At 51.0% G+C, this 22,021-nt stretch carries 16 protein-coding genes; 10 read left to right on the forward strand and 6 right to left on the reverse strand.

The genetic code is table 11. The annotated features are described in order from the left end of the window. Positions 1–23 precede the first annotated feature (23 nt). From FW415_RS10535 to FW415_RS10550, 4 genes are all read left to right on the forward strand, one after another. Positions 24–1,943 (forward strand): RagB/SusD family nutrient uptake outer membrane protein, encoded by a 1,920-nt coding sequence (locus FW415_RS10535; RefSeq protein WP_148384541.1) that lies wholly within the window; start codon positions 24–26, stop codon positions 1,941–1,943. 83 nt (positions 1,944–2,026) lie between these two features. Beyond that, on the forward strand, positions 2,027–3,163 hold the full coding sequence (locus FW415_RS10540) for a DUF5000 domain-containing lipoprotein (RefSeq protein ID WP_168208765.1): 1,137 nt from the start codon (positions 2,027–2,029) through the stop codon (positions 3,161–3,163). Between the two features lie 40 nt (positions 3,164–3,203). Continuing rightward, entirely contained in the window at positions 3,204–3,884 is a 681-nt protein-coding gene (locus tag FW415_RS10545; RefSeq protein ID WP_148384545.1) for a DUF4998 domain-containing protein, read from the forward strand. Then, positions 3,884–5,470, forward strand: coding sequence for a calcineurin-like phosphoesterase family protein (locus tag FW415_RS10550; RefSeq protein ID WP_148384547.1), 1,587 nt, complete (start codon positions 3,884–3,886; stop codon positions 5,468–5,470). The genes FW415_RS10545 and FW415_RS10550 overlap by 1 nt, the downstream gene beginning before the upstream one ends. Positions 5,471–5,573: 103 nt before the next feature. On the opposite strand, the gene pyk is transcribed toward FW415_RS10550, so the two are convergent. Beyond that, entirely contained in the window at positions 5,574–7,061 is a 1,488-nt protein-coding gene (gene pyk / locus FW415_RS10555; protein WP_148384549.1) for a pyruvate kinase, read from the reverse strand. Positions 7,062–7,071: 10 nt separating this feature from the next. Then, positions 7,072–8,052 (reverse strand): 6-phosphofructokinase, encoded by a 981-nt coding sequence (gene pfkA / locus FW415_RS10560; RefSeq protein WP_148384552.1) that lies wholly within the window; start codon positions 8,050–8,052, stop codon positions 7,072–7,074. 322 nt (positions 8,053–8,374) lie between these two features. On the opposite strand from pfkA, the gene FW415_RS10565 reads away from it, so the two are divergent. Then, positions 8,375–10,465, forward strand: coding sequence for a prolyl oligopeptidase family protein (locus FW415_RS10565; RefSeq protein WP_246859002.1), 2,091 nt, complete (start codon positions 8,375–8,377; stop codon positions 10,463–10,465). A 129-nt stretch (positions 10,466–10,594) separates the two neighbouring features. Further along, entirely contained in the window at positions 10,595–11,497 is a 903-nt protein-coding gene (locus FW415_RS10570; RefSeq protein WP_246859003.1) for an SDR family oxidoreductase, read from the forward strand. A 29-nt stretch (positions 11,498–11,526) separates the two neighbouring features. On the opposite strand, the gene FW415_RS10575 is transcribed toward FW415_RS10570, so the two are convergent. The 3 genes from FW415_RS10575 to FW415_RS10585 form a co-directional block, all read right to left on the reverse strand. Next, on the reverse strand, positions 11,527–12,453 hold the full coding sequence (locus FW415_RS10575) for a hypothetical protein (RefSeq protein WP_148384556.1): 927 nt from the start codon (positions 12,451–12,453) through the stop codon (positions 11,527–11,529). A gap of 38 nt (positions 12,454–12,491) precedes the next feature. Further along, positions 12,492–14,123, reverse strand: a complete 1,632-nt coding sequence (locus tag FW415_RS10580) for a hypothetical protein (protein WP_148384558.1) — start codon at positions 14,121–14,123, stop codon at positions 12,492–12,494. Positions 14,124–14,241: 118 nt separating this feature from the next. Continuing rightward, positions 14,242–17,310 carry a tetratricopeptide repeat protein gene (locus tag FW415_RS10585; protein ID WP_148384560.1) on the reverse strand — a complete coding sequence of 1,023 codons (3,069 nt, stop codon included), beginning with the start codon at positions 17,308–17,310 and terminating at the stop codon, positions 14,242–14,244. 346 nt (positions 17,311–17,656) lie between these two features. Here FW415_RS10585 and FW415_RS10590 point away from each other — a divergent pair, with 346 nt between their 5' ends. The 4 genes from FW415_RS10590 to FW415_RS10605 all read left to right on the forward strand — a co-directional run bounded on the left by FW415_RS10590 (position 17,657) and on the right by FW415_RS10605 (position 21,297). Next, on the forward strand, positions 17,657–18,064 hold the full coding sequence (locus FW415_RS10590) for a DoxX family protein (RefSeq protein ID WP_148384563.1): 408 nt from the start codon (positions 17,657–17,659) through the stop codon (positions 18,062–18,064). A 139-nt stretch (positions 18,065–18,203) separates the two neighbouring features. After that, a complete protein-coding gene (locus tag FW415_RS10595) occupies positions 18,204–18,629 on the forward strand; it encodes a thioesterase family protein (protein WP_148384565.1) in 426 nt (141 codons plus the stop codon). A gap of 1 nt (position 18,630) precedes the next feature. Further along, positions 18,631–19,884 (forward strand): CinA family nicotinamide mononucleotide deamidase-related protein, encoded by a 1,254-nt coding sequence (locus FW415_RS10600; RefSeq protein ID WP_148384567.1) that lies wholly within the window; start codon positions 18,631–18,633, stop codon positions 19,882–19,884. Between the two features lie 69 nt (positions 19,885–19,953). Continuing rightward, positions 19,954–21,297 (forward strand): dihydrolipoamide acetyltransferase family protein, encoded by a 1,344-nt coding sequence (locus FW415_RS10605; protein ID WP_148384569.1) that lies wholly within the window; start codon positions 19,954–19,956, stop codon positions 21,295–21,297. A gap of 208 nt (positions 21,298–21,505) precedes the next feature. Here FW415_RS10605 and FW415_RS10610 read toward each other — a convergent pair whose 3' ends face one another. Continuing rightward, a complete protein-coding gene (locus FW415_RS10610; protein WP_148384571.1) occupies positions 21,506–21,829 on the reverse strand; it encodes an RNA-binding protein in 324 nt (107 codons plus the stop codon). Positions 21,830–22,021 lie beyond the last annotated feature (192 nt).

Genomic DNA, 22,021 nt, shown 5'->3' on the forward strand with positions numbered 1-22,021 from the left:
TTTGATCTATTAAAGTCATCAATATGAGCGTACAGAAACTTTTGATTTTCCTGGCTATTCCCTGTTTGATCTTCGGCTCCTGCAGGAAATATCTGGATGTTGTTCCCGATGATGTGGCTACCATTGATTATGCTTTCAGGCAAAGATCAACGGCGGAACAATATTTATTTACCTGTTATTCCTACATGCCCAATCATGGTGATGTATCTACTAACCCGGCATTCATGGCCGGAGACGAATTGTGGTTTTATTACCCGTATGCCATTCCGGGGTACACCGTCAATGTTTCTTCCTGGGAAATAGCCAGGGGAAATCAAAGCGTAACCGCACCGCTTGTGAGCTACTGGAATGGAAGCAATGGCGCCTCTAAATTGTTCCAGGGCATCAGGGACTGCAATATCTTCCTGGAGAACATCCCCAATGTACCTGGTATGGACCAGTATGAGAAGGACCAATGGTCAGCAGAAGCGATTTTTCTTAAAGCCTATTACCACTGGTGGCTGCTGCACCTCTATGGCCCCATACCGGTTATCGACAAAAATCTCCCTATCAACGCTTCCCAGGAGGAGGTGCAGGTAGAAAGAATGCCGGTGGATTCCTGCTTTAATTATGTGGTCAGAACAATGGATAGTGCCATGGTCAATCTCCCGGATCGCATCCAGAACGAAACGGTCGAGATGGGCAGGATCACCATACCCATAGCCATGGCCATTAAAGCGCGTATTTTGGTGACTGCGGCCAGTCCATTGTTCAATGGCAATACGGCCTATTCCAATTTCAAAAGCAAATCGGGAAATACATTTTTTAATCAGACGTTCGATCCCGGGAAATGGGAAAAAGCAATGATCGCATGTAAAGACGCCATTGATATTTGTTCCGGACAGGGCTACAAACTGAACCATTTTGCTCCCCCTGTTTCCTATAACCTGCCTCCTGACCTGCAAACGGAAATGGATATAAGGACTGCCGTTACTGATAATATCAATTCAGAAGTTATCTGGAGAAATACGAACAGCCTGGCCAATATGATCCAGAATATGGCACAGCCCCGGATCAATAGTGCCAACAGCACTAATTTCAGCTTTTGGGGCATTTCTGCGGTTCCCCTGAACATCGTCAATATGTTCTATACGAAGAATGGTGTACCGATCACGGAAGACAGAACGCTGGACTTTACCACGAGAGGAGCAAGCACCCGTGTGGCAACCGCGGATGAGCAGTATCAGATCCAGCCGGACTATACCACTGCTGCTATCAATTTCGACAGGGAGCCCCGTTTTTATGCCGACCTGGGATTCGACGGTTCTATCCTGTTCGGCAACGGGAACCAGACGATCACCGCCCTTAACCACCTGGAGGCCAAACAGGGGCAGTATTCCGGTTGGCAGGGGACGCCGAACAATTACAACATTACCGGGTATTGGCCGGTGAAGGTCGTCAATTACCAGAATGTGATGTCCACCGCCACTTCCTATACGATAACCCCTTATGCCTGGCCGGTGATAAGAATGGCCGATCTCTACCTCTTGTACGCAGAAGCATTGAATGAAGTGAACGGTCCGTCTGCTGAAGCCCGTAGCTGGATCGACCAGGTCCGTGAGAGGGCCGGGATACCTCCCGTGAGCGATGCCTGGATGAATTATTCGAACAATCCTTCGAAGTACACCACAAAGGAGGGCTTACGGGAGATCATACACCGGGAGCGCCTGATCGAGCTGGCCTTTGAAGGGCAGCGGTTCTGGGACCTGAGAAGGTGGAAGGAGGCTGAAAAGACCTGGCAGGGGCCCATTCAGGGCTGGGATATCGCCAAGTCGGATGTGCTGGGTTACTACCAGGTGACGACATTGTTCAACCGCACATTCCAGATCAGGGATTATTTCTGGCCTATTGCCGAAGCCGATCTGCTGGTGAATAAGAACCTGGTTCAGAATCCGGGATGGTGATCATCTATACAATAATTATCTAAAAACTTCACATGATGTTTTTCAATAAAATCCAATTGTGCCTTGTCATTATTTCATTTGGCATGATCATTACAGGATGTAAAGAAGAAAAAGTTGAACCGCTTCCGAATTCCGGCTCAGCCATTCCCTTGCCCGTAACAGACCTGAAGGTGGCAAATCTGCATGGCGGGGCAAAGATCACGTACACCGTACCGCCCGATCCCAACCTGTTGTATGTTGAAGCAGTCTGGAAACATAAAGGGATTAACCGGAATGCCAAATCCTCGTATTATGCCAATACCCTTACGCTTCAGGGATTTGGCGATACAAGTGAATGCGAAGTTAAAGTGTATTCCGTCAGCAAAAGTGAGAAAAGATCAGATCCCTTAACGGTTACAGTCAACCCGTTGAGCGCTCCCGTACAGGAAGTGTACAGGAGCCTGACGGTTAAGCCGGACTTTGGCGGCATTAATGTCGGATTCATCAATGATACCCGGGGCGATGTGGTGATAACAGTGCTGACCCAGGATTCAACAGGCAAACTGGCGCCCGCAGATGCCTTTTATACCAATCTCGCGAGAGACTCCTTCTCGGTCCGTGGATTTGATGCCTCTCCCAGGGTTTTCGGGGTCTTCGTGAAGGATAGATGGGACAATCTTTCCGATACCCTGTATAGCACACAAACGCCGTTCTTCGAACTGCTGCTGGATAAATCCCGGTTCAGGGAAGTCAATCCCTATCCCGGGGACGTGAATGCGCAGATCTATTCGGGTAATTATCCCATGCGCAATTTATGGGATAGCAAGACAAACACCATCTATGTGACAGCTCAGGGATTGGGGTTACCCCAGAGCTTTACGGTCGATCTGGGCGTAACGGCCAAATTAAGCCGGATGAAATATTTCCAGCGTATGAGCGCCGCATTTTATTTTACTTCCGGCACACCGGAGATCTTCGATATCTATGGGTCCAACGATCCTGCTCCGGATGGCAGCTGGGACAGCTGGACGCTGCTGCAGCACTGTGTCTCGAAGAAACCGTCGGGACTTCCGTTAGGCACGGTTTCCAATGACGATGTTGCTTATGCCCAGGCCGGGGAGGACTTCAGTTTCCCGCTGGGCGCCGAACCCTACCGGTACCTGCGGTTCAAGGTCCTGAAATCCTATGGAAATGCAACAAATATCACTTTTTCCGAGCTGACATTCTGGGGCGCGTATTAGGGATAAAGCAAGAAATCTAAAACACGTAAAATCAAAGTTCATGCAACAACCGAAGTATAAAAGATATGGTATCGCCTGTCTCATTCTTTTTGCTGTCATGTCATGCAGCAAGATGAATTCCACCTATGAACAGTTTATTAAAGATGGACCTATCGTGTATCCCGGACGGGCCGATTCTGTGCAGGCATTTGCAGGCAATGGAAGGGTGCTGCTCACCTGGGCGATCCCTTCGGATCAAAATATCACAGGTTATAAGGTGTTCTGGAATTTTGGGGCGGACTCCCTTTCCCTTCCGGGAACCAAACCGGCCGGGGAGGATTCGGTTATGGTGTATATTGACAGCCTGCGTGAAGGGACATACAATTTTACCGTTTACTCCTACGATAAGGACGGCCACAGATCGGTAGGCACCAATGTCACAGGGAGCGTGTATGGTCCGGTCTTTTTATCAACGATCTCCAACAGGCCTATCCGGACAATGGAAAAGGATGTTCCTGCGTCTTCCATCATTGTTGCCTGGGTAGGGCTGGATTCAAGATGCCTGGGAACGAAATGGGTTTATACCGGCACCGATGGATTGCCCGGGAGCTTTTTTTCAGCCATCGGAGACAGCACCATCATTACTTCCTGTGATGTTACGCAGCCGATATCATATAGAAGCCTGTTCCTTCCGGAGCCCGCTGCAATAGACACTTTTTATACAGATTTTAAATCATTGTAATGAAGAAAGTATTTTATCTCTTAGTACTGATTTTGTTTAAGACCGGCGTTGCGACAGCTCAAAATACGGCTACCGGTTATGTATTTCATGATGCGAATGGCGATGGTAAAAAAGGGACCCGGGAAAAAGGCATTCCCCGGGTTGCCGTAAGCAATGGCGTGCAGGTAGTGTTAACTGACGAAAAGGGAAAGTATGCGTTGCCGGTCACGGACAATACGACCATCTTTGTCATTAAACCTTCGGGATATCGTGTTCCCGTGAATAGCCAGAACCTGCCTCAGTTTTATTATATCCATAAACCCAAGGGATCGCCTGCATTTACATACAAGGGGGTCGATCCAACCGGTCCGCTGCCAGCGTCGATCGATTTTGCATTGATGCCGCAGCAGGAAAGCGATAACTTCAAATTCCTCGTATTTGGTGATCCCCAGGCGAACGACAATACGGAACTGGGTTATTATGAGAACGACATCATATCGGAAGTGAAAGGAGTGAAGGATGTTGCTTTCGGTCTGACTATGGGCGATCTGGTGCAGCAAAATCTCAACCAGCATAAAGACTATGCAGCCATCACGGCAAAAGCAGGAATACCCTGGTACAATGTCATCGGCAACCATGACCTGAATGCAGACTGTGAAGTGGATTCGCTGAATCATGAAACCTTTTCCGCTACTTTCGGACCGGTGGATTACTCTTTCAATTATGGCAAAGCGCATGTCATTGTCCTGAACAACAATATTTTCCCTATTAAGCCGATGGGGGAGAGACCCCGTCTGCGGGCAGGCTTCAGACCTTATCAGCTGGAGTTTATAAAGAACGATCTGAAGTTCGTGGATACCGGCAAGCTGGTGATACTGGCTTTTCACTGTCCCCTCATGGGCCTTCACGACAGTGCTTTAAAAGTGCCTGAGCGCAGCAGGTTCTTTGAGATATTGCGGAACTATCCTCACGTTTTTTCCCTTGCAGGGCATAGCCATCAGCTCAACCAGAACTTTTTCACCGAAAAAGATGGCTGGTTTGGCGTACAGCCTTATCATGAGCTGGACGCAGGCGCCACCTGCGGCAACTGGTATTCGGGCAAGGTAAATGAAAAAGGGTTCCTTGAAGGCATGATGAGCAATGGCACACCGAGGGGATATATTTATCTCAACGTTACGGGTAACCAGTACACTGCCGATTACAAAGTGGCCGGGAAGCCTGCGGACTACCAGATCAGGCTATATCACAGAAAAGTGCTCACTCCCATCTGGTGGGATGGAAGAGGGCATATTTATGCCAATTTCTTTATGGGGTATAAAGGTGCTAAACTGGAATGCCGTATAGACGACGGCAAATGGAAACGCATGCGGTATTCAGAAGCGCCTGATCCCTATTATCTTGCTCAAAACACTAAATGGGATGAGAGCGATACGCTCTTCAAAGGCCGCCGCCCAACGGAATCAGCAGATTGTAAACATCTGTGGACGGCTCCGCTGCCCTGTAATCTGGGTATCGGAACACATCAGATAGAAGTAAGGGCGACAGATATGTTTGGCAGAACATTTGTTCAGAAGAGTTCGTACCGGATTGAAGAACCAATACTTTAACAGATAATAATAACCAGGCTGACAAAAGCCGGTATCCTTCAAAAAAAGCCGTCTCCCGAGGTCTGGACCCCGGGAGACGGCTTTTGAATTGTCAAATATTTTATCAGGACACTTTCGTGATCTTCAGCATATTCGTCGGTGCATGCTCTTTGATTGGCGTGCTGCCTGTATTCACCACTACATCATTCTCTTTCACAAAACCCCTTTCTTTCAGGATGTTGATCTGGTCACGGATGATATCGTCCAGGCTTTCTTCTTCGCCGTAGTAGAATGCGCGAACACCCCAGCTCAGGCTCAGCTGGTTCACCAGGGACTGCTCTTTCGTGAAAATGAACAGCGGTGATTTCGGGCGGTAGCTGGAGAGCATGAAGCCGGTGTAGCCGGATTGGGTCATGCCGATGAGCGCATCGGATTCCAGGTCTTCCGCGATCTTGCAGGCATTGTAGCACAGCGCATCACTGAGGAAGGAAGGGGAGTGCCGGTGCGGGATCAGGTTGCGGTTATAGATGATGTCTTCTTTTTCCACTTCGCCGATGATCTTCCGCATGGTCTGAATAACGAGGGTGGGGTGCATGCCGGTGGCGGTCTCGCCGCTCAGCATCACGGCATCAGCGCCTTCCAGTACGGCATTGGCCACGTCCGTGATCTCGCTGCGGTTCGGGCGGCTGCGGTCTATCATGCTTTCCATCATCTGCGTAGCCACAATAACGGGCTTTGCACGGTGGATACACTTGCGGATGATATCTTTCTGGATCATGGGGATCTGCTCTACGGGCAGCTCCACACCCAGGTCGCCACGCGCGATCATGACGCCGTCGCTTTCCCAGATGATCTCTTTCAGGTTCTGGATCGCCTCCGGTTTCTCGATCTTGGAAATGATCTTCATTTTGGAATTGCGTTCTTTCAGGCGTTTACGCAGCAGACCAAGGTCTTTTACATTACGCACGAAGGACAGGGCAACCCAGTCGCATTCCTGGTCGATGATAAACTCCAGGTCTATCACATCCTTTTCGGTCAGCGCGGGAAGGGACACTTTCGTGTCGGGCAGGTTGAAGCCTTTCTTGGAAGAAAGGATGCCACCCAGCAGCACTTCCGCTTTGATCATCTGATCGGGCGTTATTTCCCTTACGACGGTTTCGATCTTGCCGTCATCCAGCAGTATCTTCTGGCCGGGGCGCACATCTTTATGCAGGTCGTGGTAAGACACATAGATCTTTTCCATGGTGCCTACGCATTTTTCCTGTGTAAAGGTGAGTATGTCGCCTGCTTTCAGCGGCAGCGCATTGTTGGCGATCTCGCCCACACGCAGCTTCGGGCCTTGCAGGTCCGCCAGGATGGCGATGTTGTAAGGTTCTTTGTTATTGATCTCGCGGATGTAACCGATGATCCGCAGTTTATCCTCATGGTTGCCATGGGAGAAATTGAGCCGGAATACGTTTACGCCTGCTTTTACGAGCTCCAATAATTTCTCATAGGTATCACAGGCTGGCCCTACTGTTGCTACGATCTTCGTTTTTTGCTTTGCATGCGCCAAACCGGCTTGATTGTCCATTTCTTTATGAAAGTATTTGGACAGGTCTTTTGTACTCATAGACGTTTATTTAACTCGCGAGAATTTTGACAATCTTGAACCATTCAGGATCGATTTTTTGCTTGGCTTTCACAGCCTTGTCGAGCGGAGTGTATTGTATTTTGTTGTTTACGATGCCGATCATGACGTTGCTGGTGCCGCTGATGAGGGCGTCTACAGCCGCATAACCCATTCTGCTGGCAATCACCCGGTCGTTGCAGGTGGGGGCGCCGCCGCGCTGGATGTGGCCCAGGATGCAAACCCGGGTATCCAGATGGGGCATTCTCTCTTTCACATGGCGGGCTACTTCATTCGCACCGCCAAATTCATCACCTTCCGCCACCACAATGAGGTTCACCATTTTCTGACGGCGCTCGTTTGCCATCAGATCATCGATCACATCATCGATATTGGTCTTGCGTTCGGGGATGAGGATATGTTCCGCGCCTGTAGCGATACCGCTGTGCAGGGCGATATAACCGGCATCGCGCCCCATCACCTCGATGATAAAGAGGCGGTCATGCGCATCTGCCGTATCCCGGATCTTGTCAATTGCTTCCACCGCTGTATTCACGGCGGTATCAAAGCCGATAGTGGAGTCGGTGCCCGCGATGTCCTTGTCAATCGTGCCGGGGAGGCCGATGCAGGGAATATCAAATTCCTGGCTGAACTTCTGGGCCCCTTTGAAAGAACCATCGCCGCCGATCACTACAAGGCCGTCTATCCCGAATTTCTTCAGGTTATCATAAGCTTTCTTCCTGCCTTCTGCTTCGTAAAATTCCTTGCAACGCGCGGTTTTCAATACGGTGCCGCCACGCTGGATGATATTGGCGACAGATTTGGATTCCATAGGAAAGATATCGCCGGTGAGCATTCCCCGATAACCATACATCACGCCAAATACATTCAAATGATGGTAAATGCCCGTTCTTACGACCGCTCTGACGGCAGCGTTCATCCCGGGAGCATCACCCCCCGAGGTAAGAACCGCGATGTTGTTCACTTTTTTCATGTGTGTTTCTACTGATTTATCAATTGCCACATGGGATTTTATTTCATGTGTAATTTTGCCGATTTGTCAATGGCACATGGCGTTTTATTCATGTGTCATCGAATAATTTCCTGACAATGCCCACACGGTATGGTCATTTCATAGTAATTTGCCCTAAATCAGCCCTTTTAAGAGCGCACAAAACTAACATTTTTTACCAGTTTCCTATCAGATATTCGATGAAATAACCTAAATTTTTAATTTTAGTTAAATAAACCACCATCTTTTTATAAAAAATATATGTATGTGGAAATCTAATCATAAGTATATTATAATGAGCGCAATGATGATTTTTTCGGCGGGCACCCTGGCGGCGCAGCAAAAAGCTTCCCTCACCTATCCCGCAGCGAGGAAAGTTGATACCGTGGATGACTATCATGGACAAAAGATAGCAGACCCCTACCGCTGGCTGGAGGATGATAACAGTGAAGAAACGAAGGCCTGGGTAGAAGCGGAAAACAAGGTAACGCAGGGTTACCTGTCCGCCATTCCTTTCAGGGAGAAGATCAGGCACCGGCTGGAAGAATTGTGGAACTATCCCAAATACGGTTCCCCTTTCCGGGAGGGTAAATATTATTACTTCTATAAGAACGACGGGTTACAGAACCAGTCGGTATTATACCGGCAAGTTGGCCTCAATGGCACACCGGAGGTCTTCATAGACCCCAACAAACTCTCCGAAAAAGGAACGACCGCCCTCGGCGGCATGAGCTTTTCCAAAAACGGGAAATATGTGGCCTACCTCGTGGCCAAAGCGGGTTCCGACTGGCAGGAAGGGTTTGTCATGGATGTGGAGACCAAACAGTTGTTGAGCGACAAGCTGGACTGGATCAAATTCTCCGGCCTTTCCTGGAGAGGGGACGGCTTTTATTACAGTCGCTATGACGCACCGGATGAGCAAAGCAAGCTCTCCAAAAAGAACGAATACCATAAAGTGTACTACCACAAGGTAGGTACCAGCCAGGCGGATGACGAGCTGGTGTATGTGGATGAAGAGTTTCCCCTGCGTAATGCCGGTGCGGGAATGACGGAGGATGAGCGGTTCCTTATCCTGAGCACTACCGAAGGCACCAGCGGGCGCGAAGTATGGTACCGGGATATGAAAGACCCTTCACAGCAGGAGTTCCGGCTGCTGATAAAGGGTTTCGCCTACAATCCGTCCGTGATCGAGAATGTGGGGGACAAGCTGCTGGTGCGTACGAACCACGATGCCCCCAACTACAAGGTGGTATTGGTAGACCCCAAAAATCCGGCGAAGGAAAACTGGAAAACCGTGATCCCCGAACAGCCGGAAGTGCTCCAGGGGGTGGGTACCGCAGGCGGAAAAATGTTCGCCAGCTACCTGAAAGACGCATCCACCCGCATTGTACAGTATGATATGACGGGCAGGCTGGAAAGAAATATCGCCCTGCCGGGCATCGGCACCGCCGGAGGCTTCGGCGGCAAGGCGGAGGACAAGGAGTTCTTCTATACGTTCACTTCTTTTGTAGCCCCGTCCACCATCTACAAATATGACATTGCCTCCGGCAAATCGGAGGTTTTCCGGAAAACCGAGGTGAAGTTCAACCCGGCGGATTATGAGACAAAACAAGTATTCTTTACCAGCAAGGACGGCACCAAAGTGCCCATATTCCTGTCTTACCGCAAAGGCCTGAAGCTGAACGGGAAGAATCCTGTGCTGCTGTATGGTTATGGCGGTTTCAATATTCCCATGACCCCCGGTTTCTCCATATCCAACCTGTTCTTTATGGAGCAGGGCGGTGTTTATGCGGTGGTGAATCTCCGTGGCGGCAGCGAATACGGTGAGGCCTGGCATAAAGCCGGTATGCTGGAGAAAAAGCAGAATGTGTTCGATGATTTCATCGGGGCGGCCGAGTTCCTGGTGAAGGAAAAATACACCAGCCCGGAAAAACTGGCCATCCGCGGCGGTTCCAACGGCGGTCTGCTGGTCGGCGCCTGTATGACGCAGCGCCCGGACCTGTTCAAAGTAGCCTTGCCGGCGGTGGGCGTGATGGATATGCTTCGTTACCAGAAGTTTACGATCGGATGGGCATGGGTGGTGGAATATGGTTCCAGCGAAAAGGCGGAGCAATTCCCTTATCTCATCAAATATTCCCCCCTGCATAACCTGAAAAAAGGCACGCACTATCCCGCCACACTGGTGACCACGGCGGATCATGACGACCGGGTGGTGCCCGCTCACTCGTTCAAATTCGCAGCCACGCTGCAGGAAGCCCACCAGGGCAGCCATCCCGTGCTGATACGTATAGAAACGCAGGCCGGGCATGGCGCCGGTAAGCCCACATCCAAGCTGATCGATGAAGCAACGGATATCTGGGCCTTTACCATGTACAACCTGGGCATGAAGATGTAAAAAGTCCCGGAGGGGCTGTATCGGAAGTAAAACAATGGGCCGGAAGGCCGCCGGCGTGGAAATCCACGGGGCATCCCGTTAAAATGGGCATATTTTACGTCTGATACAGCCCCTTTTTAGTATATTAACATGATGAAAGTATTAATCACAGGGAGCAACGGGCTCCTGGGGCAATATCTGGTGCAACGCCTTGCGGCTTTGCCCGGATACGACGTGATCGCCACCGGCAGGGGAGCAAACAGGCTCCGCCAGCAGGAAGGATACAGATATGAATCGGTAAACCTGGCAGATGAAGCGGCGGTAAAGGGATTGATAGAAAGAAGCCAGCCCGATGTGATCGTTCATGCCGCTGCCATGACGCAGGCGGATGATTGTGAACGGAATAAGGATTCCTGCTGGATGGTAAATGTCACGGCTACACGATATTTGTTACAGGGCGCTGAAAGATCAGGCGCTTTTTTTCTGTTCCTTTCCACGGATTTTGTTTTTGACGGGCTGGACGGTCCCTACCGGGAAGATGATCCCGTTAACCCGGTGAATTACTACGGCGCCAGCAAAGCCGCTGCGGAACGCATCGTAAAACAATCGAAAGCTGCATGGGCCATTGCCCGTACGGTACTGGTGTACGGTGTTGCGGATGATCCCCGGCGCAGCAATATCATTACCTGGGTAAAGAGCAACCTGGAGCAAAAGAAGAAACTGAAAGTGGTGAATGACCAGTGGCGCACGCCCACCCTTGTGCAGGACCTGGCGGAAGGGTGCAGGCTCATTATCGATAAACGCGCGGAAGGCGTCTTCCATCTTTCGGGGAAAGACATGCTTACACCCTATGATATGGCTGTGCAGGTAGCCGGGTATTTGAATCTGGATGCAAAACTGCTGGAAAAAGTGGATGGCTCCAACTTCAAGCAACCCGCTAAAAGGCCCGCGAAAACCGGCTTTGTGGTAGAAAAAGCGGAAACGGAACTGGGGTTTGCACCGCGCAGCTTTGAAGAAGGGCTGAAGATCGTGGTGGAGCAGCTTGGCAAATGAACAATGCCCTGGACTGCGGATAGTTATCGTTAATACTCGATATGTACCGGTGAATTGAACTTCGTTCGCACAGAATCCAGTGCCATCAGCGTATCGGCCGGCATGCTGCGGAAAGGTACAGCCAGATTATACCGGGAGGAATCGGCTGAAGCATACAACACCACTTCCGGATATCCCCACGCGATCCTGTTGCGAAGGCTTTTCTCTGCCGTTTCTTTCTGCCGGAAGGTCTGGAACACTACATAGTAATCGATGCTGTCATTCACGGGCGGCGGGGCTACGGTCTCCAATGTGTCTGCCGGAGGCATTACGGCTACCGGTGCTGTGAAAGGCGTGTCCACTGCCGCGGGGCTGTTGCCGGCGAATGAATAATCCCTGAGTTTGTCCTTCAGCAGCCAGGCGCTGACGCCTGCGGCAACAAGCACGGCCGGAACGGCTACCCACCACCACCTGAAACGTCCTCCGCTTTCAAATGCTTCCGGTACCACAGTGGTATGCTCTACCACTTCATGGTTCACCACCTCGGTATTGCCCTGCAATATCTTCTGGGCAGTTTCGGGCCGCAGCACGGGCTGCAGGGATATCGGCAGCCAGAGGTCCGGCAGCTCCTGCGGGGTGAAACGGATCTGGCCCACGGGGTCCAGCCGGAGGGAACCTATGCCCGGCAGATCCATCGGCAAACCGGTTTGCAGGCGCTCTCTGAAATCCTGAAGGTACCTGTCCATCTTGAAAGCCGCTACCGTCTCTATCAGGTTCTCCTTCTGGGAGATCCAGTGCAGGCAGGAGCCATCATCTTCCCAGCGGGACTCGAAGGTCACCTGCTGCCGGGGAGGGTTGAGCATATGGTCCACCACGGAAAAATGGGCAGGGATATGCTGGATGGTAAAAGTGCCTACCTGCGGAACGGAGCAGGCCTGCTGTTTGAATAGTACTTCGGTGATGTATTGCTGTAGCATTATGATGGTCTCGTCAATTTGACTGCAAGTTTACACATTTAAAACTTAATGGTGATGCCTCCCACAACATTGAAGCCGTATGACGGATACCCGTACCAGCGTTGATATTTGGAACTGAATATGTTATTCGCGGTTGCCCAGAGGTTGAAATTTTTTCCGATGTTATAGGTAGCGCCCGCATTCAGGTCCTGCACCGATTTGGTTTTACCGAAATCATTGGTATTGTCCAGCCGGTAATAGCTGCCGTTCAGGGTATAAAGATTGGCATTCACATGGAAGTTCTTGCCGAAGGAATACTGGGCAAACAGGTTGGCCTGGAATGGCAGCATGTGCCAGGGTTTTACCTCGGTGGCCTGCTTCGTGAAGTTATACCAGTCCACGCTCACCCGCGCCTGGAACTTCTCCTCCTGGATGTAGCCCACTTCCGCATGTACCTGGAAGGCGCGCAGCTCTTCTTCGTTCCGGGTATAGAATGTTTTGCCGTCTGTTGAATCGTTGACAAAAAGCGGCAGGTTGAACCAGGTTACGGCGGCGAACTTGGTATTGTAACTCAGGTGGCTGCCCAGTGTGCCTTTGATGCCGGTATATTTTTCTTCCCTGCGGGTATTGAGGATATCGCCGTTGTAATTATTGAAAAACGGGTTCTGATTGGCGAGGTTGCGGAAATTGTTCTTTTCGATATAAGAGATCCAGCCGCTGCTGAGTATCAGTTTTTTGCGGATCAGGTGGGATTCGTTCACGATGTCCGGCAGCAGGTAGAACTTGCCGTTGGCCCATGTTGGATTGGCGCCCGCATGCAGCATGAAGCCCGGTTTGGTGATCTCCAGAGCCGGATGTATGGCGGCTACGTTATTGTTGATGGCTTCGCTGTTATCTTCCTTGAATGTGCTCAGGTCCGCAATACCTTCCGCTTTTATCCAGATATCTTCGAACAATTGCTTGCGGATGGGCGCTTTCAGCACAAAAGTATTCTCCAGTCTTTTATAGGCATCACCGAAGATGATGAATTCGGCCTGCGGGTTGAACTGGAAAGCCCAGTCGTTCTGCGGCCTGTTCTTCGCGCCGAATTTGGCGATCACTTCGTTAAAAGCCTGGTTCACATCGGATTTATCGAACTGGTACAGGGTATGATCGTAGCCGTAATAATGTACCTGGTTGCGATTGTAGCCGAGGCTGGCGTTAAATTCCAGCAGGGGGGAATAATAAGTGCCGGAACCGAGCACATTGATGGCCGTATAATCCTGGTTTTCGATATCGCCTTTTGAGGAGGTGTAATTGAAAAAGACGCCGAGATTGTATTTGTCGTTCCGGCCGGTGCCGAACCCTGCCTGCACCAGCGGGGTCTGGTAATTCCCGTACCCTAATTTGATGTAGTTGTTCTGCATCTGGAGGGAAGAGGTGTCCTTACCCAACGCCAGCGGCCGGATGGGAACGGGCTGGTACATGAAATAGAGGTTCAGCGCCGGCACCTGGTAACCCAGCCGCGGACGGCTGGTGTCGATGGCGGGCAGGGAGGCCGTCAGGTTCAGCTTCGCTGCATCCCGGAGCCTGGGTTGGTATTTGGAAATGATATCGATGGTTTCCTGTTTGAGCGTATCCTTCTGGGCAAAGGCAGCATGCTGCAGCAATGCGAAGGAAACAACCAGTCCGGATATATGTTTGATATTCATCTGTTAATATTTAACGCGTATTGATTTGCCTTGTAATTTGTTTCGATGGACCGCTTTCGCCGGTTTATCTTTCTCGCCTGCCATGAAACCTTATGATGGAGTATGCCGTTTATACAGATCATTTGATTTTCGATCCTGCTTTTTCTTCCGCTTCCACCTGCTCCAGTTTGGTTTTGGCTTCGGCTTTCAGTTCGGGGATCGGGCAATTCTCTGCGATGCTCTGGAAAGTAGCTTTGGCATTGAAGTAATCTTTCTGGCGGTGATACACATCACCCAGCAGAATATATGCCTTGGCCGTCCACAGCTCGTATGATGATGTATTCTTGATCACATCGAAACCGGCTTTTTCCGCGGCGGCAAGATCGTTTTTGTCCAGGTAAGCTTTGGCGATATTATACCGCGCTTCCGCTCCGATCTCTGATTTGGTCAGTCCCGTTACGATCTTGTATTCGGCGATGGCTTCATCGTATTGTTGCTTTTCCTGTTGTGCCTTGCCCAGGTAAAAGTGACCGACGATCTGGTCGTCTGTACTGATATTGTTGCCGGAGAGCAGGGTTTCGGCCTGCAGGCGGACCTCTTCCCAGTTTTTCAGCTGGTAGCTGCTTCGCAGCAGGCCGCGGGTGGCATTGAGCGTATTCTCTTTCGTGGTGGACAGGCTTTGCAGCTGCTGGTAGTAGCCCCTGGCTTTCGCGTAGTCTTTAACCTGGTAATAGTTCATATAAGCGGCCTGCAGGGCGGCTCTTTCCGCAAAAGGACTGGCACCCCGGCTCAGCACAGCCTCGTAGGCGGGCAGGGCATTGGCGTAATCCTTACTGTTAAAGAGGCATTCACCTTTATAGAAATTGGCCTGCAAGGCAAACTGCCCTTCCGGGAAACGTTGCAGATAGCTGTCGAACGCAGTTACGGCGCCGGCACAATCACCGTTGCTGAAGCGGGTTTCCGCGGCGGAATAGCTGATGGAATCTTCTGCGGAGGCAGTCACGGTTTTACCGGCTGCTTTCAGGAGCGCTACGTATTCATCGGTTTTGCCCTGATCCACATAAATGGTGCGAATGCTTTGCAGCGCATCATTGGCCTCGGCGGAATTCGGGAATTTCTCCACAACCTGGCGGAAATACTGCATGGCGGTACTGCCCTGGTTGGTATTGAAATAAGCGAGGCCGAGCGTCAGCAGCGCTTTTGGTGCATTGGCGCCATTGGGTTGCTTTTGCAGAACGTTTTTGAGGTAGGGGATCGCTTCACTGAACCGTTCGTCGCTCAGGTAGGTTTCCGCTATCTCCATATCCGCATCATTGTTGAAGTTGGAGTTGGGATATTGTTGTGCCAGCTGTTTCAGCAGGCTCAGTTTTTCGTTGTGTTTGCCCTGGATGCCGTAGATGATGCTTTTCTGGTAAGTGGCATAGTCCGCGCCGGGTTCATTGGCACTGATAATGCGGTCGTACAGGGAAAGGGCTTTCGGGAAATCGCGCAGCATGTAGTAACAGTCTGCCATTCTCAGCAGGGCATCATTGGCGATGCGTCCGGCATTGGGGCCGCTGGTGCGTTGTGCGGCTTCAAAATAGGGCAGGGCAGCGGTGTACTGCTCTTTTTTCAGCAGGCTGTATCCCATGTTGTAACTCGCAGTTTGTGTGTTGGCTTCTCCGGAGATGGGTGTGGCGCCGGAGTTGAAGTAAGCCTGCAGGCTGCCGATGGCTTTATCCGGATTATTCTGGCGCAGCGCGATCTCTGCTTTCCAGAACTGTGCCAGCTGCACGATCCGGGAGTCGTACGGGTTGGTCAGCGATATATCCAGCAGCCGGTCCGCTTCCGCCAGTTGCTGATCGTTGATCAGCTGGGTAGCGCGGCCGTAGGCGACTTTCTGGTAGGCTTTCAGTACCGCCGGGCTTTTTTCAGGCAGCATGTTCAGCAGGGCCATGGCTTCCTTGTAATTATTGGTGTTGGCGAAGAGCTGTACGAGTATTTCGCGCGCTTCTTTGATGTATTCAGACCGTGGATAGGTATCCAGGAAGCCCCGCAGTTCAGAGATGGCTACATCCTGGTAACCCAGTTCAAAGGACAGTTTGCCGTAATTGAAACGGGAGATCTCCTGCTGTTTCGGATTGGAGCTGTTCCTTGCGCTGAAAGCAAAAGCGTTCCTTGCATTGGCTTTCTGCCCTGTGCGCAGGTAACAGTCACCAAGCAGGTACATGGAGTTCTGCCCCAGGGAATCCTTCTCGCTGCTCAGTTGCTTGAAACCGGCAATAGCCTTGTCCAGGTTCGCTGTCTGATAATAGGTGTACGAAAGCTGGTAAACGTCTTCCTTGCGCACTTCTTCCGCGTTCTCATGGTATTCTTCAAGATAGGGGAGCGCTTTCGGGTAATCCTTCCGCTCAAAATAAGCCTGGCCTACCAGCTGCTTCAGTTCTCCTTCATAATACATGTTGCCCTGGCGGATGAGCGGTTCGGCATAGGCGATCAACTGGTCCTGTTTCCCCTGGAAATAATAGATCTCCGCAATATAGTAAGGTACTACGGTACTATATTTCGGTTCTTTCTGCACCCGCTGGAAGCTGCTGAGGGCAGCACTGTACTGTTTGTTGTAGTAGGAGATGAAGCCGTAATAATAATTGGCCGGGATGTAGTATTTGTTCTCGATGTCCTTGATGGAAGCAAAGAGCGGCTGCGCTTTGGCAAAATCCTTGACGTTAAAGTAGCAATAGGCCAGTTCGAATTTCATATCCGCGATCTCTTCATTGGAGAGATTGTCGATGCTCGCAGCTTCGTAATAGGGAATGGCTTCGGACAGTTTGTTGCGGTGGAAATAGAAACGGGCCAGCTGAAAGCTCACCAGCTGCTCCCTGGCGCTGTTGTTGTGCGACTTGATAAATTCAAGCGCCTTCTTTTCCGCATCCGCATTCTGCAGTTTCAGCGCGCACATGGTATAGTAATAGTGCGCATCCGTGTTCACAAGGGAGCGGTTGGTCTCCTGGAAATAACCGATATCATCGATCGTTTGCCTGAACAATTGCATGGATACGGCGTATTTTCCTTCGCGGTACAATTGCTGTGCTTCCTTGAATACCTTGTCAGGCTCCGTGTAAACGCGGGTCTGCTGCGCCTCCGCGGCTGTAGCGCCCGTTAAGCCTGCAAGCAGAAGGAGTACATGCATGGGTGGAAGGGAGAAGTTCTTTCGAGTGAATAGCTTCATGCTTTATGTGTTATTTCCTTGTAATTACTGTTTTAAACGGCACAAGGCCGAAATTATTACGAAAGCAGGCTGCGCTGCATTCCGCTAAAATTGGCAAAGATCGGGATTTACAAACCGGACAAATATAAAAGTTTATCGTCTTTCCCGCGTAGCAGGTTATCTACCTGGTGTGGATAAGCTCCCGGATGTGGATAACTAATTCAATGTGCCCCCGTTGTTTTTGGTAATCCGAATCACGAAATTTGAAATTAATATGCATATATATTAGAATCTATCTAAATTTGACCCGGAATCGCGTTTTCCAAAAAGCAGAGTATTTCACAAGAATCAAACCAATAATCCAACTATGAGCAAACTACTATCTTCCCGCTTTTCGAATGGAGCCGTTCATTTGTCGCAATTGATACTCCGTGTTGTTTTCGGCGGTTTCATCATGACGCATGGCTGGCCGAAGCTGGCCAATTTCTCCGAGTACGTAAAACAGTTTCCGGACCCCATCGGCCTGGGGCAGAACGTAGCGCTGGGGCTGACCATCTTCGCGGAATTTTTCTGCGGGGCATTGGTGACCATGGGCCTGCTGACCCGTTGGGCCACAATCCCCCTCATCATCTGCATGCTGGTGATCATTTTTGTAATACACGCAGCTGATCCGCTGGGTAAAAAGGAAACTGCCTATATGTTCCTCTTTGCTTTCACAGCTATCCTGATCACCGGTCCGGGTAAATACTCGCTGGACGGCGTTATCGGAAAATAAGAGAGCGATCCTCTGCAAAAAAAGGGAATTTGCGGGTAGATGACGGCATGTCCGGCATTTACACCGCAGGTTCCCTTTTTTTTCACTTTTTCTGCAGATGCAGGAATATCCTACATTTACACCGCAAAATCTTTTTACGATGTACAGCACAACGATCGATATACGGGTGAGGTATGGGGAGACGGACCAGATGGGGTATCTCTATTACGGGAACTATGCATTGTACTACGAGGTGGGGCGTACGGACGCCATCCGGCAACTGGGCTTTACTTACCGGGAACTGGAGGAGAAAGGCGTTATCATGCCGGTAGCGGAACTGCAGGTGAAGTACCTCCGCCCTGCCTATTACGATGACGTTATAACGGTGAAGACTATACTGAAAGAGCTTCCCGCAAATCACAAGATACAGTTCCACTCGGAACTGTATAACCAGAAGGGAGAGTTGCTGAATGTGGGTGTGACTACGCTGGCATTCATTGATGCAAAGAACAAAACCAGGATGAACATGCCGGAGGCCCTGCGGGAGAAGCTGGCGCCTTATTTCACGGCAAATCAGCAAGCATAACATGGAAAAGATCTTAGCCAGCATCATCACCATCGGGGATGAGTTGCTGATCGGGCAGACAGTGGATACCAATTCCGCCTGGATGGCGCGGGAGTTGAATCAGGCCGGCATCTGGGTGCAGCGGCGGGTTGCTGTGGGGGACGACCGGAGTGCGATCATTCAGGCGCTGGAAGAAGAAGGCCGGCAATCGCATATCGTACTGATCACCGGTGGCCTGGGGCCAACTGCGGACGATATCACCAAACCGGTGCTTTGCGAATATTTCGGCGGAAAGCTCGTCAGGGACGAGGCTACTTACGCAGCTGTCATGCAGATGTTTGAAAGCCGCGGCTTGCCGGTACTGCAGCGGAATGTAGACCAGGCGCTTGTGCCGGACGTATGCACCGTGCTGCCGAACCGGCGTGGCACCGCGCCCGGCATGTGGTTCGGCAAAGATGAAAAGATCTATGTGTCCATGCCCGGTGTGCCGTTTGAAATGAAGGGACTGATGGAAGAAGAAGTGATCCCGCGTTTGCGGGAACGTTTTGAAACGCCGGCATTGCTGCATCATACGCTGATCACTACCGGCATGGGGGAATCCTTTGTGGCGGAAAGGCTCAGCGGTTTTGAAGCGTTGTTGCCGCCGCATATCAAACTGGCCTACCTGCCGAGCTTCGGGTTGCTGAAACTGCGGCTCACCACCGTGGCGCCGGACAAGATATCCGCCGCGGCGGAGCTGAGCGCGGAGTTCACGAAGATGCGCGACCTGCTGACGGACATCCTGGTCGCTGAAACAGACCAGCCCATGAGCGCGATCCTGGCGGAAAAGCTGATGACGAAGGGACTGACGGTAGGGACAGCCGAAAGCTGTACCGGCGGAAGCATCGCCAGCCAGATCACCGCCCTTGCCGGCAGCTCACAATATTTTTCCGGAAGTGTGGTCAGTTATTCGAATGAAGTGAAAATGAATGTGCTGGGTGTGCAGCCGGCCACATTGGAGCGGTATGGCGCCGTGAGCGAGGAAACGGTACTGGAGATGGCAGCAGGCGCATTAAAGGTGCTGAAAACGGATTGCGTGATGGCTGTTTCCGGTATCATGGGCCCGGGCGGCGGGAGTGAGGAGAAACCTGTCGGCACCGTCTGGATCGCCGCGGGAGGGCCGGGCAGCCTCCGTGCAAAAAAATATCATTTCCGTTACGACCGGGCGCGTAATATTGCCATGACCTGCGTGGCGGCGCAGAATGAGCTGCGGAAATGGCTGGAACGATCAGAATGAACAGGTTACAGAAATGGCCGGAACTATAATTTACCTTATTTTTGACTTTTACAAAAAACAACCACGAATATGGCAATAGTCGAACTGGTGATGCCCAAAATGGGAGAAAGCATTATGGAAGCTACCATCCTGCGCTGGCATAAAAAGCCCGGTGATATGGTAAAGGTGGATGAAACAGTGCTGGAGATCGCAACGGACAAGGTAGATAGTGAAGTGCCTTCTATTGCGGAAGGCGAAATTACGGAGATACTTTACAATGAGAACGATGTGGTGCCCGTAGGTACGGTGATCGCGCGGGTGCGTACGGAAGCTGATGCGGAAGTGGCCGCTTCCCCTGCCGCGCCTCCCGTTTCCGCTGCTCCCGCTCCCAAGTCCGAGACCCGGTTCCAGGCAGTGCCCGCGCCGCGCCCTGAACCCGTTGCCGCCCCCGCATCCGGCGAAGCCAGGTTCTATTCCCCCCTGGTGCTCACCATCGCACAGCAGGAAGGCGTGAGTTTTGCCGAACTGGAAAACATCCCCGGTTCCGGCAATGAAGGCAGGGTGACCAAGAACGATATCCTTGAATACATCGCTGCCCGCACAACAGGCGGCGGCTCCATACAACAGGAACCTGAACGGCAGCAAGCTACCCGGGAAACCCCGCAGGTTCAACAGCCCGCTTCCGGTAATTTGACTACCATTCCTGCTTCCAACAGCTATGGCGGAAACGTGGAGATCATTGAAATGGACCGGATGCGCAAACTGATCGCCAACCATATGGTGCAGAGCAAACAGATCAGTCCGCATGTGACCAGCTTTGCAGAAGCCGATGTCACCAATATGGTGCGCTGGCGGGACAGGGTTAAGAAGGATTTCGAGAAACGCGAAGGGGAGAAGATCACCTTTATGCCGCTGTTCGTGGAAGCCATTGTGAAATGCATCAAGAAATTCCCGCTGGTCAACTGCTCGCTGGATGGGGACAAGATCATCCTGAAAAAGGACATCAACATCGGTATGGCCACCGCATTACCCAGCGGCAACCTCATTGTGCCGGTGATCCGGAATGCGGATATGCTGAACCTGGTAGGGCTCGCCAGACAGGTGAACAACCTGGCCGCCGCCGCCCGGAACAACCGCCTGAAACCGGAAGACACGCAGAACGGTACTTTTACCATCACGAATGTAGGCACTTTCGGGAGCCTTACCGGCACTCCCATCATCAACCAGCCCCAGGTAGCCATCCTGGCGGTAGGCGCCATTAAAAAGCGCCCTGTAGTGGTAGAAACGCCGCAGGGGGACTCCATTGCCATCCGGCATATGATGTACCTGTCCATGTCCTACGATCACCGTATTGTTGATGGATCGCTGGGTTCCACTTTCCTGAGCGCCGTAGCGGAAGAGCTGGAGCATTTTGATCCGGAAAAAGAGTATTGATCACTAAGATGTTATATCATTATAAAGCCCTTCCGGTCATTGCCGTAAGGGCTTTTTGATCTATCGGGCGCCATACTGCAAATAATAAAAAAGGCCCATGGTCCGGCAATGGCTTTAATCGTATCTTCATGGAGTTAGCCGTGCTGCAAATAAAAAAGGCCCCCGTGCACGGAAGCCTTTTTTATGATGTCGAATAGTTTAAGTAGAATTAATAACGACGATCGCGACCACCGCCGCCACCGTAGCCACCACGGCCACCACCGCCTCTGTTTCCACCACCATTATTGGGTTGTTTGGGACGTGCTTCGTTAACCATCAGCTGTTTGCCTTCCACTTCACTACCATTCAGACTCTCCATAGCTTTTGTACCCTCTTCTTCGTTGGGCATTTCAACGAATCCAAAACCACGCGAGCGACCGGTTTCGTGATCTTTGATGATTTTAGCTGAGGTTACTTGACCGAATTCGCTGAAGATTTGGTGGAGGTCTTCATCGTTCAACCTGTAGTGCAGGTTGGCTACGTAGATGTTCATGATAAAAAAGTTAAAAAATGAAAAATAATACTGAAGTTAAGGAATTAACTCAATAAAAAAATAGGTCCCCCTGTTTTTAAGGGTTTCAGCCGATTTTTACATGAATGATAAAACTTATGCAAAGCAATACAGCAAAGGAGCGGAAGGATTATATGATAGGTAAAAAAATGTGAATATACGCCCAAAAATGCC

The organism is Chitinophaga sp. XS-30, assembly GCF_008086345.1.
GTDB lineage: Bacteria > Bacteroidota > Bacteroidia > Chitinophagales > Chitinophagaceae > Chitinophaga.

What these genes read in the sequence shown, in the direction of transcription:
- pyk (WP_148384549.1), bottom strand. Translation starts at nt 7,061, where the DNA reads ATGAGTACAAAAGACCTGTCCAAATACTTTCATAAAGAAATGGACAAT.
- FW415_RS10565 (WP_246859002.1), top strand. Translation starts at nt 8,375, where the DNA reads ATGATGATTTTTTCGGCGGGCACCCTGGCGGCGCAGCAAAAAGCTTCC.
- FW415_RS10545 (WP_148384545.1), top strand. Translation starts at nt 3,204, where the DNA reads ATGCAACAACCGAAGTATAAAAGATATGGTATCGCCTGTCTCATTCTT.
- FW415_RS10590 (WP_148384563.1), top strand. Translation starts at nt 17,657, where the DNA reads ATGAGCAAACTACTATCTTCCCGCTTTTCGAATGGAGCCGTTCATTTG.
- FW415_RS10575 (WP_148384556.1), bottom strand. Translation starts at nt 12,453, where the DNA reads ATGCTACAGCAATACATCACCGAAGTACTATTCAAACAGCAGGCCTGC.
- FW415_RS10535 (WP_148384541.1), top strand. Translation starts at nt 24, where the DNA reads ATGAGCGTACAGAAACTTTTGATTTTCCTGGCTATTCCCTGTTTGATC.
- FW415_RS10570 (WP_246859003.1), top strand. Translation starts at nt 10,595, where the DNA reads ATGATGAAAGTATTAATCACAGGGAGCAACGGGCTCCTGGGGCAATAT.
- FW415_RS10585 (WP_148384560.1), bottom strand. Translation starts at nt 17,310, where the DNA reads ATGAAGCTATTCACTCGAAAGAACTTCTCCCTTCCACCCATGCATGTA.
- FW415_RS10550 (WP_148384547.1), top strand. Translation starts at nt 3,884, where the DNA reads ATGAAGAAAGTATTTTATCTCTTAGTACTGATTTTGTTTAAGACCGGC.
- FW415_RS10580 (WP_148384558.1), bottom strand. Translation starts at nt 14,123, where the DNA reads ATGAATATCAAACATATATCCGGACTGGTTGTTTCCTTCGCATTGCTG.
- FW415_RS10605 (WP_148384569.1), top strand. Translation starts at nt 19,954, where the DNA reads ATGGCAATAGTCGAACTGGTGATGCCCAAAATGGGAGAAAGCATTATG.
- pfkA (WP_148384552.1), bottom strand. Translation starts at nt 8,052, where the DNA reads ATGAAAAAAGTGAACAACATCGCGGTTCTTACCTCGGGGGGTGATGCT.
- FW415_RS10610 (WP_148384571.1), bottom strand. Translation starts at nt 21,829, where the DNA reads ATGAACATCTACGTAGCCAACCTGCACTACAGGTTGAACGATGAAGAC.
- FW415_RS10600 (WP_148384567.1), top strand. Translation starts at nt 18,631, where the DNA reads ATGGAAAAGATCTTAGCCAGCATCATCACCATCGGGGATGAGTTGCTG.
- FW415_RS10595 (WP_148384565.1), top strand. Translation starts at nt 18,204, where the DNA reads ATGTACAGCACAACGATCGATATACGGGTGAGGTATGGGGAGACGGAC.
- FW415_RS10540 (WP_168208765.1), top strand. Translation starts at nt 2,027, where the DNA reads ATGATCATTACAGGATGTAAAGAAGAAAAAGTTGAACCGCTTCCGAAT.